Annotated in this window: 13 protein-coding genes and 3 pseudogenes; 8 read left to right on the top strand and 8 right to left on the bottom strand. The window is 68.8% G+C overall.

Annotation, left to right across the window (positions count from 1 at the left end):
* The 5 genes and pseudogenes from aroE to IMZ29_RS21050 form a co-directional block, all read right to left on the bottom strand.
* Positions 1-419 (bottom strand): annotated as a pseudogene (aroE, locus tag IMZ29_RS21070) (shikimate dehydrogenase); the annotation flags it as partial.
* Positions 419-1,291, bottom strand: a complete 873-nt coding sequence (locus IMZ29_RS21065) for an energy transducer TonB (RefSeq protein WP_216188011.1) — start codon at positions 1,289-1,291, stop codon at positions 419-421. The pseudogene aroE and the gene IMZ29_RS21065, both read right to left, overlap by 1 nt.
* Positions 1,292-1,352: 61 nt before the next feature.
* Complete coding sequence (locus tag IMZ29_RS21060; RefSeq protein WP_216188017.1) at positions 1,353-1,682, bottom strand: diacylglycerol kinase; 330 nt, start codon at positions 1,680-1,682, stop codon at positions 1,353-1,355.
* Positions 1,683-1,763: 81 nt separating this feature from the next.
* Positions 1,764-2,765, bottom strand: a pseudogene (locus IMZ29_RS21055) (glycosyltransferase family 4 protein); the annotation flags it as partial.
* A complete protein-coding gene (locus IMZ29_RS21050) occupies positions 2,762-3,679 on the bottom strand; it encodes a UDP-2,3-diacylglucosamine diphosphatase (protein ID WP_216188008.1) in 918 nt (305 codons plus the stop codon). The pseudogene IMZ29_RS21055 and the gene IMZ29_RS21050, both read right to left, overlap by 4 nt.
* A gap of 124 nt (positions 3,680-3,803) precedes the next feature.
* Between IMZ29_RS21050 and IMZ29_RS21045 the strand changes: the two genes are divergently transcribed.
* Positions 3,804-4,442, top strand: coding sequence for a GNAT family N-acetyltransferase (locus IMZ29_RS21045; protein WP_216188005.1), 639 nt, complete (start codon positions 3,804-3,806; stop codon positions 4,440-4,442).
* Between the two features lie 38 nt (positions 4,443-4,480).
* Here the strand turns inward: IMZ29_RS21045 and IMZ29_RS21040 are convergent, their stop codons facing one another.
* From IMZ29_RS21040 to mpl, 3 genes are read right to left on the bottom strand one after another with little or no spacing between them, the layout of a single operon-like run.
* On the bottom strand, positions 4,481-6,481 hold the full coding sequence (locus tag IMZ29_RS21040; RefSeq protein ID WP_216188002.1) for a ribonuclease catalytic domain-containing protein: 2,001 nt from the start codon (positions 6,479-6,481) through the stop codon (positions 4,481-4,483).
* 46 nt (positions 6,482-6,527) lie between these two features.
* Positions 6,528-7,145 (bottom strand): YqiA/YcfP family alpha/beta fold hydrolase, encoded by a 618-nt coding sequence (locus IMZ29_RS21035; protein WP_371820383.1) that lies wholly within the window; start codon positions 7,143-7,145, stop codon positions 6,528-6,530.
* On the bottom strand, positions 7,142-8,533 hold the full coding sequence (gene mpl, locus IMZ29_RS21030; RefSeq protein ID WP_216187999.1) for a UDP-N-acetylmuramate:L-alanyl-gamma-D-glutamyl-meso-diaminopimelate ligase: 1,392 nt from the start codon (positions 8,531-8,533) through the stop codon (positions 7,142-7,144). The genes IMZ29_RS21035 and mpl overlap by 4 nt, the downstream gene beginning before the upstream one ends.
* Positions 8,534-8,585: 52 nt before the next feature.
* Here mpl and IMZ29_RS21025 point away from each other — a divergent pair, with 52 nt between their 5' ends.
* The 7 genes and pseudogenes from IMZ29_RS21025 to IMZ29_RS20995 form a co-directional block, all read left to right on the top strand.
* The gene (locus IMZ29_RS21025) at positions 8,586-9,194 is read left to right on the top strand and encodes a hypothetical protein (protein WP_216187997.1); all 609 of its coding nucleotides are present in this window, start codon (positions 8,586-8,588) and stop codon (positions 9,192-9,194) included.
* A gap of 89 nt (positions 9,195-9,283) precedes the next feature.
* Positions 9,284-9,742, top strand: a complete 459-nt coding sequence (locus IMZ29_RS21020) for a TlpA family protein disulfide reductase (RefSeq protein ID WP_216187995.1) — start codon at positions 9,284-9,286, stop codon at positions 9,740-9,742.
* 103 nt (positions 9,743-9,845) lie between these two features.
* Positions 9,846-10,292 (top strand): type II 3-dehydroquinate dehydratase, encoded by a 447-nt coding sequence (aroQ, locus tag IMZ29_RS21015; protein WP_216187993.1) that lies wholly within the window; start codon positions 9,846-9,848, stop codon positions 10,290-10,292.
* Positions 10,293-10,402: 110 nt separating this feature from the next.
* Positions 10,403-10,867 carry an acetyl-CoA carboxylase biotin carboxyl carrier protein gene (gene accB / locus IMZ29_RS21010; RefSeq protein ID WP_216187990.1) on the top strand — a complete coding sequence of 155 codons (465 nt, stop codon included), beginning with the start codon at positions 10,403-10,405 and terminating at the stop codon, positions 10,865-10,867.
* A gap of 6 nt (positions 10,868-10,873) precedes the next feature.
* Positions 10,874-12,222, top strand: a pseudogene (gene accC, locus IMZ29_RS21005) (acetyl-CoA carboxylase biotin carboxylase subunit).
* Between the two features lie 22 nt (positions 12,223-12,244).
* Positions 12,245-13,144 (top strand): 50S ribosomal protein L11 methyltransferase, encoded by a 900-nt coding sequence (gene prmA / locus IMZ29_RS21000; protein WP_216187987.1) that lies wholly within the window; start codon positions 12,245-12,247, stop codon positions 13,142-13,144.
* Positions 13,144-13,621: MJ0042-type zinc finger domain-containing protein (locus tag IMZ29_RS20995; RefSeq protein ID WP_216187984.1), on the top strand; the 478-nt coding region annotated here is incomplete at its 3' end. The genes prmA and IMZ29_RS20995, both read left to right, overlap by 1 nt.

Raw genomic sequence — 13,621 nt, 5'->3', positions numbered from 1 at the left:
CATCCGCCGCCGCGCGCCGCGCCGCCCGCGCCCGCCACCAGCACGTGGGCCCCGGCCAACATGACACCCAGGCGTTGCAGATCGCGCAGCAGTCCCACGCCGTCGGTGTTGCAGCCGATGAGGGCGCCGTCCCGGGGCCAGAGCGTGTTGACGGCACCGGCCTCCCGCGCCCGCGGGGTGAGGTGCTCGCGGGCGCGTTCCCAGGCGAGCTCCTTGAACGGCACCGTCACGTTCAGGCCTTGGCCGCCCTCGGCGAAGAACGCGTCGATGCTGGCATCGAAGCCGTCGAGCGGGGCGAGGCGTCGTTCATAGACGAGCGCAATGCCCGTCTGTTCGGCGAACCGGGCGTGGATGTCCGGCGAGCGGCTGTGCGCGATCGGGTTGCCGATGACGGCAAAGCGAAGGGGGCGGTCGCCCATCAGGGAGTCTCCGTGGTGAAGGCGTCGTTCTGGAAGTGCCAGGTACGGGTGATGGCGATGACGTCAGTCTCGCGCTGGATGCCGTCCGGGAACGGCGCGAAAGGCGCCGCGCGGCGCACGATGTCCTGCGCGGCGTTGTCCAGCACCGTGTGCCCCGACGAGGCATCGAGCGCCATGCGTTCCACGCTGCCATCGGCCCGCACGAAGACCGTGAGGCGCAGCGAGCCGTACACGCGGCCGCGCGCGGCGGCGGGATAGAAGCGGTTGCCCACCTCCTCGACCCGCTCGCGCCAGGCTTCGACGTACGCCGCATAGGGCCAGGCCGAGGCCGACGGCGCAAAGTAGTGGCGGCGTGGCTGGCGCTGGTAATCCTCGACGCGGGCGGAGATCGCCGCGTACTGCTGGGCGAGCTCGGCGAGCGTGGCGGCGTCAGCGGGTGTGCCAGCATCGGCCGGGCGGTCGTCGTCGTCGGCCGCGGCCGTCTGGGCCTGGCTGGCGAGCAGCGTCAGCCAGGCGCGCTGTTGGGCTTCGAGTTCACGCTGGCGCTCGGTCTCGCGCGCCAGGGCAAGCTGGGTGTCCGCATCCGGGGCGGCCGGCAGGGGCGAGCGGGCGAGGCCTGCGGCATCGTCGCCGCCACCGTCCAGGTTGGCCTGGGCGCGCACGTCTGCCTGCACCGGCGGGCTCTCGGCGCGCATGTTGAGCAGCACGACTTCCAGGCCCAGGTCGCGCACGGGCGCGGGCGGCGGCGGCCCGCGAAACTGCAGCGAGAGGACGAGGGCGTGCACGAGCAGCGACACGACCACGCCCGCCACGAGATAGCGCCGCGCGACCGGCCGCGGTGTCGCCAGGGAAAGTGTGGCATCCGGGGTCACGCGGGCATTGTAAGTCGGGTGGCGGCGCCCGCAAGCGGCGGGCGCGTCAGACCATCACCCCTCAGTTGACCAGGAGCCGCCAGATCACCGGACCGGCGAGCAAGGCCCAGGTGAGGCCGCACAACCCCAGGGCGAGCAGCACGGCGGCACTGCCGTAGTCCTTGGCCCGGCCCGCGAGCCGATGCACGTCCAGGGAGATGCGGTCCACGGCCGCCTCGATGCCCGAATTCAGGAGCTCCACGATGAGCACCAGGATCACCGAGGCGATCAAGGCCAGGCGCGGCACGGGCTCCAGCGGCAGCAGCAGGGCGAGCGGGAGCAGCAGGGTGGCCAGTGCGAGTTCCTGCCGGAAGGCGCTCTCCAGGCGCCAGGCCGAGCCCAGCCCGCGCATGGAATAGCGCAGCGCGTTCCAGACGCGGCGCACGCCGCCGTGGCTCTTGAAGGGGCTCTCGCCACCGCCGGAGGGCGGGGGCGGGAAGGGGTGCAGGTAGGACAGGAAGGTCTGCGTCGCGTTGGCCCAGGAGAATCGCTCGGCATGCGCGCGCGGCAGTTCGCGCGGGATGTCGAGCGCGCGCAGGCAGGCCGCGCGCAAATCTTCGTCCATGACGCCGGCGGGCGAATCGCCCAGCACGTCCAGCGGCCCGGTCACCGGGAAGGCCGCGACCGGACAGCCGCAGGCCATGGCTTCGAGCAGCACCAGACCGAAGGTGTCCGTGCGGCTCGGAAAGACGAAGACGCTCGCCGCGTTGTAGAGGCTCGCGAGTTCGGTCTGGCCCAGCACGCCCGTGAAGCGCACGTCGGGATAGCGTCGGCGCAGCTCGTCCAGCTGCGGGCCTTCTCCCGCCACCCACTTGGTGCCTGGCAGGTCCAGGTGGAGAAAGGCCTCCAGGTTCTTCTCGACGGCCACCCGGCCCACGCACAGGAAGATCGGCGGGCGCGCGTCATTGGCCATCGCCGGGCCCGGCTGGAAGATATCCAGATCCACGCCGCGCGACCACAGCACGACCTGCTCGGGCGGAAAGCCGTTGGCGACGAGGTCGCGGCGCACCACCTCGGTCGGCACCATGATGGCCCGGCTGCCGCCATGGAACCACCGCAGGAATCGGTACGTGGCCGACAGCGGCAACCGGATGCGCGCATGGACGTATTCCGGAAAGCGCGTGTGGTACGCCGTGGTGAAGGGCAGGTTGCGCTCGCGCGCCCACGCGCGCGCGGCAAGACCCAGCGGCCCTTCGGTGGCGATGTGCAGGGCCTGGGGGCCCGCCTCGGCCAGCAGGCGCGCGAGCTTGCGCCCGGGAAAGAGCGAGAGCCGGATGTCCGGGTAGGTCGGGCAGGGGATGGTGCGGAATTCGAGCGGGGTGATGAGGACGACCTCGTGGCCCAGGCGTTCCAGCTCCAGCCGCGTCTGCGTGAGCGTGCGCACCACGCCGTTGACCTGGGGCTTCCAGGCATCCGTGACGATGACGACCTTCATTCGGGCACGACTCCTTCTGGGATGCGGCGATCCGGACGGGCGGCGCTCGCGCTAGGCGGGGCAGAGGGGCGGATGGCCACCGACGCGGCGGCAGGCGTGGGCATGCTCGGCGCGGGTGGCGCGGACGGCACCACCGGGCTCGGCTCGAGGCCCGGTGTGGCAGCGAGCGGCGCGGTCCACTCGAGAACTTCCAGGCGCCCGTCCCAGTGCTCGACGAGCGCCGTGCGGCTCTCCACCCAATCGCCGTCGTTGCAGTAGAGGATGCCGTCCACGTCGCGCAGCTCGGCCTTGTGGATGTGGCCGCAGACCACGCCGTCGTAGCCACGGCGGCGCGCTTCCTGGATCAGCGCATTCTCGAAGGCCGTGATGAAGGACACTGCGTCCTTGACCTTGTGCTTGAGGTACTGGGATAGCGACCAGTACCCCAGGCCCATGCGGGCGCGGGCGCGGTTGAACCAGGCATTGGCCTTCAGCGCGCCCTGATAGAGTGCATCGCCCAGGTAGGCGAGCCAGCGCGCGTACTGCATCACGCCATCGAAGAGATCCCCGTGCGTGATCCAGAGCCGCTTGCCATCGAGTGTGACGTGCTCGGCCTCGTACAGCACCTCGATGCCGCCGAAATGATGGTCCACGTACTCGCGGGCGAAGTCGTCGTGATTGCCCGGCACATAGATCACCTGCGTGCCCTTGCGGGCTTTGCGCAGAATCATCTGCACGACGTCGTTGTGCGACTGCGGCCATACCCAGCGCCGCTTCAGTTGCCAGCCGTCGACGATGTCGCCCACGAGGTAGAGCGTCTCGCACTCGTGGTGGGTGAGAAAGTCCAGCAGGGCCTCGGATTGGCAGCCCGAGCTGCCCAGGTGCAGGTCCGAGATCCAGATGGTCCGGTAGCGGCGCGAGGTCTCGTGGGTCAAGGGCGTCGGCCTCTCGTGGGCGTTGGAATGTGCCCATTACGCCATCGGCGCTTGACGCGGATGTGACAGTGCGGCCTGCTATTCTGGATGCCGCACGGCGAAGCAACGCAGGCGAGGCGACAGCATGAACGACGAACGCGAGTTCAATGCCGGGTCAATTCCCGACCAGGGCCATGGCGCGGGCGCGCCGGCGGCACCCGCCCGCTGGCGGGATGCCGGTCGCCCGGGGCCCGTTCCGCGCTTGCTGCAAGTCACCGAGTCGCTGCGCCTGCGCGCCATCACCCCGCCCGATGCGCCCGACGTGCATGCGCTCGTCACGCGCAATCAGCCGCGCCTGTGTCACACCCTGCACTGGCCCCGCTTCATCCGCCAATACAGCGACACCGTGGACTTCTGCAAGAAGGCGGCCGACACCTTCGGCAAGTCCAACGCCGTGTACGTGATGGAACACGACGGGCCGCTCGCCGGCGTCGTGTCGTTCAACGTGCTCGACGTGCCGAACGGATGTGCGGACATTGGCTACTGGATCGATCAGCGCCAGGAGAAGCAGGGTCTGGTCACGGCCAGCGTGCAGGCCCTGATGAACGCTTACCGCGCGCAGCGCCTCGTGCGGCGCTTCGTCATCATGTGTGCAACGCCGAACCAGCCCAGCCGCGCGGTGGCCGAGCGGCTGGGGTTTGTGCGCGAAGGGGTGCTCGCGCAGGCGGAGAAGATAGGCGATGAGGTGTTCGATCAGTATGTGTACGCGTTGACCGCAGACTGATCGTGAGCCTGTGAACGGCGGTTCGCCCGCTCACATCCTCAAGACACCCCAGGCGGCTCGCCTTCGGGCTTGTCCGTGGGCGCCGGCACCGTCGCTGCGTCCACCGGCACGGGCTCGGCTTCCTGCGGCACGAAGCCCATGTCCTGCGCGTCGGCCGGGGTGCCGTCGCCGGCGTAGCGGCACTCCAGGGTGAGTTCGACTTCATCGATGCCGATGATGTCCAGGCTCACGACGTGGCCACGGGCGAGCTGGGGTAGGCCGGGAATGCGGGTGTAGAAGGGCAGGTCTGCCAGGCGCACCACGTCGTCGCGCACGACGACGGCGTCGGTGCGCGTGACGCCTTCCTGCTGCAGCCAGCGCAGGCACCAGTAGCGCTCCATGGCATCCTGGAACTCGTGATACGCGGCGTGCTTGGCTTCGAACGCGCCAATGATGGCGAAGAGTTCGGCGTCCTTGGGCTTGAAGGGCGCGGCCAGCGGGGCGGAGATGCCGTGCTCGGCGATGGCGATCAGCTGTTGCTGGTTGACCAAGTCCACGTAGCGGCGCAGGGGCGACGTGCACCAGGCGTATTGCGGCACGCCCATGGCTTCGTGAGGCAGGGCGTGTGTGCTCATGCGCACGCGGCCCGCCTGCTGCGAACGGTAGATCCCCGGCACGCCGTGCTGGGCGAGGATGCCGCCCCATACGCTGTTGGCGAGGATCATGTATTCGGCCACCATGCGGTCCAGGGGCGCGCCGCGCTGGCGCGGCACGATGCGCACGTGGGCGTTGTCCGGATCGTGCGGGTCGCCATCCACGTAGAAGCTATATTCCACGCGGTTGTTGAGCTCGGGCTTGCCGCGCACCGTCTCGCGCACGCGCAGCAAGGCCTTGGCGCCGCGCCACAGGGGGCGCAGCAGCTCGGGGTGGGGCAGCTCGCGCTCGGCGTCTTCCAGCGCGGCTTCGCTCACCAGCGGCTCGAGCACCGGGTGGCGCAGGTTGGCGGCGATCGCGAGCGTCTCGAGCTTGGTCTCGACGTCGGTCACGTCACCCGTGAGCGTATCGATCGTGGTGTAGAGCGAGAGCGCCGGCACCGGGCGGCCCGCGTCCAGCGAGTAGGCGCGGATCACCTCGTCCGGCTGCATGGGGATCTTGTCGCCGGGCATGTAGACGGTGGACATGCGCGCACGCGCGAGCACGTCCAGCGGCGAATCGCGCGTCACGCCCAGGGCGGGCGCCGCGATGTGCACGCCCACGCGGATGTGCGTGTCGTCGATTTCGCGCACGGACAAGGCATCGTCGATCTCGGTGGTGACCGTGTCGTCGAACGAGTAGGCCTGGACGTCGGCAAGCGGCGGCTCGGCGTGGGTGGGGATCTCCACGGGCGCGAATTCGACGCCGCGGCCGAAGTGTTCCTGCAGGAAGCGGCGGCGCAGCAGTGCGAGCGGATGCGGCCAGGCGCCCAGCTCCAGGAGCAGGCGAATGGCGCTCTTCTGGGATTGCTGGCAGGCCAGGTCCAGCGCCTTCCATTCCTGGCTGTTCTTGTCCGGGCGGAACGCGAGGGCATCGGCCTGACGACCAATGGCCTCGGGCAGCGTGCCGGCGAGCATCTCGTCGGCCCAGGCCTGTTGCTGCTCGGCCTGGCGCTTCTTCTTCTCGAGCGCGGCCAGCGCGGCTTCGAGAATGTCCGGGGGCGCGGGCCGATAGCGGCCGCGGCCGCGTCGGTGAAAGTACACGGGGGCCGCGTGCAGACTCAGCAGCACGGCGGTTTCTTCGACCGGGCTCGGCGTATGGCCGAAGTACTCGGCGGCCAGATCGGCCACGGCGAATTCATCCTTGGGCGCGACTTCCCAGAGAAAAGGCGGATCGAGCTCCTGCGCGGCGGCCTCGGCCTGGCGCAGCAGCTCGGCCGGCTCGGGGCTGGCAAAGCGCAGAATGACGTTGTTCTTCTTGATCTTGCTGCGCTTGCCGCTGGCCGCCTCGACCTGCAGGCTGGCGTCGGCCTCGTTGAAAATGGTGGCAGCCTTGAAGCTGCCATCGTCTTCGTACAGAACGTGCATAAAGAAATGGGGCCGTTGCGAGCGGCGTGTCGGCGAATGCTTGGGATTAGGAAGTCGGGGCGTCGATGCCAGCGAAGGCGAGCACCTCGGGCAGCCAGCGGGCGAAGTCGGAAATGCTGTGGTCGCTGCCGGGAATCACGCGGTGCCGGGCGTGCGGGTAGTGCGCCACCATCTCGCGCCAGTCGAGCACTTCGTCGCCCGTGGCGGCCACGAGGAAGTAGCGCTCGGGCCGGGTGATCTGCGGCACGGCGAGCGCGCGCAGTTCATCGACGTACTCCGGACGGAAGACGAACGGCGCGTCGCTGTGGAACATCGCCTGCTCGCCCACGTGCTTGGCGAGTTCGCGGGCGGGATGCACGGCGGGGTTGAGCAGGATGGCCGGGCAGCCCACGCGCTCGGCCAGCCAAGTGGCGTAATAGCCGCCCAGCGAGGAGCCCACCAGCACCAGCCGGCCGGCGTGCGGGGCGGCCAGCGACTCGATGAGCGCAGCGGTCTCGCGCGGGCTGGCGGGCAGTTGCGGGCAGATCCAGTGCAGCGCGAGATCGCGCTCGCGCAGGGCCTGCGCCATCATCTGCGCCTTGGCCGAGGCCGGGCCGGAACGGAAGCCGTGCAGGTACAGCACCACCGGCGGCAGGGAGCGGACCGCATCCGCGGCCGGCGTCATGCGCCGGCCTTGGACGCGCGCAGCGCCGCCAGGAGGCGTTCGTGCACGCCGTCAAAGCTGCCATTGCTCATCACGACGACGTGATCGCCGGCGCGGGCCGCCTGGGCGACGGCCTGCACCAACGTCTCGACATCGTCGAAGGCGCGGGCGCCCTCGCCCAGGGGGGCAAGCGCCTCGGCAAGATCCCAGCCCAGTGCGTTGCGCCCTTGAGCTGCGCCAAAGCCGAAGACGAGATCAGCGTCGGTCAGGGACTCGGGCAGACGGGCCTTCATGACGCCGAGCTTCATGGTGTTTGAGCGCGGCTCGAGCACGGCGAGCACCCGGGCGTCGCCCACCCGTTCACGCAGGCCGGCGAGGGTGGTGGCGATGGCGGTCGGGTGATGCGCGAAATCGTCGTACACCGCCACCCCGCGCTCGGTGCCGCGCAACTCCATGCGGCGGCGCACGCCCACGAAGCCAGTGAGTGCGGCAATGGACACTTCCGGGGGCACGCCAACGTGCTCGGCCGCCGCAATGGCGGCCAGGGCATTGGCGCGGTTGTGCGCGCCCTGGTGGGCCCATGCCACGGTGCCAGCCTCGCGGCCCTGATGCGAGACGACGAAGCTGCCATCGGCGGCTGGCGCGCTGGCCGCCCAGGTGGCATCGCCACCCGTGTAGACCACCTCGGACCAGCAGCCGCGCTCGAGCACGCGGGCCAGCGCCTCGTCACCGGCCGGCGCGATCACACGGCCGCTGGCGGGAATGGTGCGCACCAGATGATGGAACTGCGTCTCGATGGCCGTCAGATCCGGAAAGATGTCGGCGTGATCGAATTCGAGATTGTTCAGGATGGCCGTGCGCGGCCGGTAGTGCACGAATTTCGACCGCTTGTCGAAGAAGGCCGTGTCGTACTCGTCCGCCTCGATCACGAAGAGCCCACGGCCGTGCGCCGGGGGCGGTGCGAGCCGTGCCGAGACGCCCAGGTCCAGCGCCACACCGCCCACGAGGAAGGACGGGTCGCGTCCGGCCTGGGTGAGCACGTGCGCGAGCATGGACGTCGTGGTTGTCTTGCCGTGCGTGCCGGCCACCGCCAGCACATGCCGGCCCTGCAGCACGTGTTCGCCCAGCCACTGCGGGCCGGACACGTAGGGCAAGCCTGCGTCGAGAATGGCTTCCATGAGCGGATTGCCACGCTTGACGACGTTGCCGATCACATAGAGATCCGCGCCCAGGCCGATCTGGTCGGCCTCGAAGCCTTCGCAGAGTTCGATGCCGTGGGCCTGGAGTTGCGTGCTCATGGGCGGGTAGACGCCCGCATCGCAACCCGTCACGCGATGCCCTGCGGCGCGCGCGATCAGGGCGAGACCTCCCATGAAGGTGCCGCAGATGCCGAGGATGTGTAGGTGCATGGCGGCATTGTAGCTGCCGGGGCCCGGCCGCCCGGCGTGGCACAATAAGCCCATGGCTCTCCCCAACCTGCGCGACGAGATCGCCCACGCCGCTGCCCGCATGATCGCCGAGGATGGCCTGGACTACAGCACCGCCAAACGCAAGGCGGTGCGCCAGCTGCTTGGCCAATCGGCTTTGCCCCGCGGCGACATCATGCCCGACAACTCGCACATCGAGGCTGCCCTGCGCGAGTATCTCGCGCTCTATATGGGCGACACGCAGCCGCAGCGCCTGCGCGAGCTGCGCGAGGCCGCCCTGAGCCTGATGGACTGGCTGGCGCGCTTCGACCCCTACCTGGCGGGTGCCGTCTGGAACGGCACGGCGGGCGAGCACAGTGAGATCGTGCTCCAGTGCTTCACCGATTCCGCCAAGGACGTCGCCATCTTCCTGCTCAACGCCGGCGTGGATTTCGACACCGAGGAACGCGTGGGTTTCACGCGCGAGGTGGTCGAGGCCATGCACTTCGAGCGCCTGGACGAGGCCGTCACCGTCGTCGTGTACGACCGGGATGATTTGCGTGGCGCCTTGAAACCGGGGCCGGATGGACGCCCGGAGCGGGGCGACGCCCGGGCCGTGCAACAGTTGCTGGAGGCGGCGCCGGATAGCGCCGACGTCACGTGATGCAGGCCAAACCCTTCCCCCGCCAGGCTGCCCCTTCACCTGCGCGTCGGCGCTGGTGCACCGTCGCTGCAGTGTCGGTTCTGGGTCTGATGAGTGCCTGCAAGGACCAGGGTGCCGCGACGGCCGGGGCCGCAACGGACACGCTCTTTGCTGCCACGCTGCCTGACCTGAAAGGCACGCCACAGCCGCTGGCCCAGTGGCGCGGCAAGCCCATGCTGGTGAACTTCTGGGCAACCTGGTGTGCGCCCTGCGTCAAGGAAATGCCGGATCTGGATGCGCTCGACCGCGAATTCCCGGGCGTGACGTTTGTCGGGATCGGTGTCGATTCCCCGGAGAACATGCGCGAATTCGTGCAGAAAGTGCCGGTGGGCTATACGCTGCTGGAAGCGCGCGCCCAGGGCCTGGACCTCATGCGCGGCCTGGGCAGCAGCACGGGCGGGTTGCCTTTTACGGCGGTGATCGGCCGAGATGGCAGGATCATCCGTGCTGTTGCGGGGCAGATATCGCCCGACAATCTGCGCCCCTCCCTCGCCCAGGCCGCCCGCTGAATCCGCCTCTGTTACCAGCGATTGCTGTATAACAGGGAGCTACCGGTGGACAAGCGCGCCGTTTTGGCGCGAAAATCGCCGCCTTTGAACGCTTTTTTGCCCAATGGCCCGTAACATCCTGGTGCTGCACGGCCCCAACCTGAATCTGCTCGGCACGCGCGAGCCTCAGGTCTACGGTGCCGCCACGCTGGCCGACATCGACGCCGGCCTGGCTCGGATCGCCGATGGGGCGGGCGCCACGTTGCGCACCTTCCAGAGCAATCACGAGGGTGCCCTGGTGGATCGCGTCCAGGCAGCGCGTACCGATGGGACCGAGTTCATCATCATCAACCCGGCCGCCTACACGCACACCAGCGTGGCGCTGCGCGATGCCCTGGCGGCCGTGGCATTGCCGTTCATCGAAGTCCATTTGTCCAACGTGCATCGTCGCGAACCGTTCCGTCATCACTCGTATTTCTCCGACCTGGCCGTCGGTACGATCGTCGGACTGGGCGCTGCTGGCTATACGTGGGCGCTGCAGCATGCGCTCGCGCAGGACGCCACCGCCTGAGGCCATGCAGGCCGGTTCGATACCGGCGTGATGGCTTGTCCCCAGACCAACCCCTGTCCCGTGCGCCCTGGCCGGCGCTGCGTGTCACCTAAGAACCCGGAAGAAACTCCATGGATCTCCGAAAACTCAAAACGCTGATCGACCTCGTCGCTGAATCCGGCATCGCCGAACTCGAAATCACCGAGGGCGAAGGCAAGGTCCGCATCGTCAAGAACACGCAGGTCGTCGCCGCCCCCATGCAGGCCTGGGCTGCGCCGGCGCCGGCGCCCGAGCATGCTGCGGCACCTGCCGCGCAGGCCGCTGCCGCGCCCGCTGCCGTGCCGGAGAAGCCTGCCTTCTCGGGTCATGTCGTGAAGGCGCCGATGGTCGGCACGTTCTACCGCGCGCCGAACCCGGGTGCGGCGCCTTTCGTGGACGTGGGCCAGACCGTCAAGGAAGGCGACGCGCTCTGCATCATCGAAGCGATGAAGCTGCTGAACGAGATCGAGGCCGACCAGGCCGGCACCATCAAGGAAATCCTGGTCGAGAACGGTCAGCCTGTCGAATACGGCCAACCGCTGTTCGTCATCGGTTAAACGCCCATGTTCGAGAAAGTCCTGATCGCCAATCGCGGCGAGATCGCGATGCGCATCCAGCGCGCCTGCCGTGAGATGGGTATCAAGACGGTGGCCGTGCATTCGGAGGCCGACCGCGACGCCAAGTACGTGCGCCTGGCCGACGAATCCGTGTGCATCGGGCCGGCCCCTCGCGCGAGAGCTACCTGAACATGCCGGCCATCATTTCGGCCGCCGAAGTCACCGATGCCGAGGCCATTCACCCCGGCTACGGCTTCCTCTCCGAGAACGCCGACTTCGCCGAGCGCGTGGAGAAGAGCGGCTTCGTTTTCATCGGGCCGCGTCCGGAAACCATCCGGATGATGGGCGACAAGGTGAGTGCCAAGCAGGCGATGATCGCCGCGGGCATCCCGGTCGTGCCCGGCTCCGAGGGTGCGCTGCCCGACGATCCGAAAGAGATCATTGAGATCGCCAAGCGCGTGGGCTACCCGGTCATCATCAAGGCTGCGGGCGGCGGCGGTGGCCGCGGCATGCGCGTGGTGCACACCGAGGCCGCGCTGCCCAACGCCGTCACGATGACGCGTTCGGAAGCGGGCGCCGCTTTCAACAACCCCGAGGTGTATCTCGAGAAGTATCTCGAGAACCCGCGCCACATCGAGATCCAGGTACTGGCCGATGGCGGGCGCAACGCCGTGTGGCTGGGCGAGCGCGATTGCTCCATGCAGCGCCGCCACCAGAAGGTGATCGAAGAAGCGCCGGCGCCGCATATCGCGCGCCGCCTCATCGAGCGCATCGGCGATCGCTGCGTGGACGCTTGCCGCAAGATCGGTTATCGCGGTGCGGGCACGTTCGAGTTCCTGTATGAGAACGGCGAGTTCTACTTCATCGAGATGAACACGCGGATCCAGGTCGAGCACCCCGTGTCCGAGCTCATCACGGGTGTGGACCTGGTCCAGCAGCAAATCCGCATCGCCGCGGGCGAGAAGTTCCTGCTGCGCCAGCGCGACATCGAGTTCCGTGGTCACGCCATCGAATGCCGCATCAACGCCGAGGACCCGTTCAAGTTCACGCCCAGCCCGGGGCGCGTGACGAACTGGCACATGCCAGGCGGCCTGGGCGTGCGGGTGGATTCGCACGTCTACAACGGCTACTTCATTCCGCCCAACTACGATTCGATGGTCGGCAAGATCATCACGTACGGCGACACCCGTGAGCAGGCGATTGCCCGCATGCGCGTGGCGCTGTCGGAGGTGGTGGTCGAAGGCATCACGACCAACGTGCCGCTGCACCGCGAACTCATGCAGGATGCCCGCTTCGTCGAGGGCGGCACCAGCATCCATTATCTCGAAGAACGCCTGGCCCAGCGCCCGGTCTAGCGGTAAGCAAGGAATCTCGCCGATGCGCGAACTGGTGTTCGAATGCCTGCAGGAGCAGGCCGAGACGTGGTCCGAGGCCTTGCTGGACGCGGGCGCGCTGTCCGTGTCCGTGGCCGATGCCGACGACGGCACGGCTGCCGAGCAGCCGCTGTACGGCGAGCCGGGTCTGGAGCCCGATACCAACGCCTGGCAACGCAACCGTGTGGTGGCGTTGCTGGGTGAGGATGCCGACGCCGGTGCACTGATCGCCGCGGCGTGCGGTCTTGCCCAACTGGCTGCCGCGCCGCCCTGGACGGTACGTGAGGTGCCGGACGAGGATTGGGTGCGACTCACGCAGTCGCAGTTCGACCCCATCGCCGTCGATGGCCGCATCTGGATCGTGCCCTCGTGGCACGAGCTGCCGCAGGGCCTGGGCGAGGATGCCGTGTGCATCCGCCTCGATCCGGGCCTGGCCTTCGGCACGGGCAGCCATCCCACCACCCATCTGTGCCTGGGCTGGCTGGCCGCACATCTGCCCGAGGGGAGCCGCGTGCTCGATTATGGCTGTGGTTCCGGCATTCTCGCGATCGCCGCTCACAAGCTGGGTGCGCGCGAGGTGATTGGCGTGGACATCGACGCGCAGGCCGTGCAGTCTGCTCAGGACAATGCCGAGGCCAACGACGTCACCCTCCAGGCCATGCTGCCCGACGATCTGGCCGAGGGTGAGTTCGATGTCGTCGTGGCCAACATCCTGTCCAATCCGCTCAAGGTGCTTGCCCCCATGCTGTGCGGCCGCGTGGCCGCCAATGGGCGCCTCGTACTCTCGGGCGTGCTTGAACGTCAGGCCGAGGAGGTCGCCGCGGCCTATGCGCCCTGGATGGCGATGTCCGTCTGGAAGGCGCAGGACGGGTGGGTTTGCCTGCATGGCGTGAAGACCGCCTGATGGCCGACCTCGTCACTCGCTGCCCGTCTTGCCGGACGGCCTTTCGTGTGGTGCAGGATCAGCTGCGCCTGCGCGATGGCCGCGTGCGTTGCGGCGTCTGCCACCATGTCTTTGATGCGCGTGCCGAGGAAGTCGCCTTCGATCCCCGTGATCTGGGGGCGGGCGTCGAGCGTCAGCGCGTGCCCGCGCCGACGGTCGCGCCTGCGTTCACGCCCACGCCCGCTGCATCGACGCGTCCGGCCAATCCGCCCGGCTCGAATGGGTCCGCCGCGCCGGGCCGTCGTGCCGAACCGCCCGAAGCGCCACGCGATGACGCCTGGCCGCGGGCCGGGATGCGTCCCGAACCAGGCCAGCTGACGCCACCCCCGGGCCAGGGCCTGCCGCCGTTCGTGGCGCGTCGGCCAGAACCCCACGCGCTCGTCGCTCGATCCGCGCGGCGCACCCGTGCAGCCGCGCCCCCATGCCGCCGTTCGTCGC

The organism is Verticiella alkaliphila (assembly GCF_018904615.1).
Lineage (GTDB): Bacteria > Pseudomonadota > Gammaproteobacteria > Burkholderiales > Burkholderiaceae_B > Verticiella > Verticiella alkaliphila.
This window is presented reverse-complemented; position numbering and strand designations above follow the sequence as displayed.

Coding starts and splice junctions, on each gene's coding strand:
- prmA (WP_216187987.1), top strand. CDS start 12,245: ATGCGCGAACTGGTGTTCGAATGCCTGCAGGAGCAGGCCGAGACGTGG.
- IMZ29_RS21035 (WP_371820383.1), bottom strand. CDS start 7,145: ATGACGCCGGCCGCGGATGCGGTCCGCTCCCTGCCGCCGGTGGTGCTG.
- IMZ29_RS21020 (WP_216187995.1), top strand. CDS start 9,284: ATGAGTGCCTGCAAGGACCAGGGTGCCGCGACGGCCGGGGCCGCAACG.
- IMZ29_RS21025 (WP_216187997.1), top strand. CDS start 8,586: ATGGCTCTCCCCAACCTGCGCGACGAGATCGCCCACGCCGCTGCCCGC.
- aroQ (WP_216187993.1), top strand. CDS start 9,846: ATGGCCCGTAACATCCTGGTGCTGCACGGCCCCAACCTGAATCTGCTC.
- accB (WP_216187990.1), top strand. CDS start 10,403: ATGGATCTCCGAAAACTCAAAACGCTGATCGACCTCGTCGCTGAATCC.
- IMZ29_RS21040 (WP_216188002.1), bottom strand. CDS start 6,481: ATGCACGTTCTGTACGAAGACGATGGCAGCTTCAAGGCTGCCACCATT.
- IMZ29_RS21060 (WP_216188017.1), bottom strand. CDS start 1,682: ATGCGCGGGCTGGGCTCGGCCTGGCGCCTGGAGAGCGCCTTCCGGCAG.
- mpl (WP_216187999.1), bottom strand. CDS start 8,533: ATGCACCTACACATCCTCGGCATCTGCGGCACCTTCATGGGAGGTCTC.
- IMZ29_RS21045 (WP_216188005.1), top strand. CDS start 3,804: ATGAACGACGAACGCGAGTTCAATGCCGGGTCAATTCCCGACCAGGGC.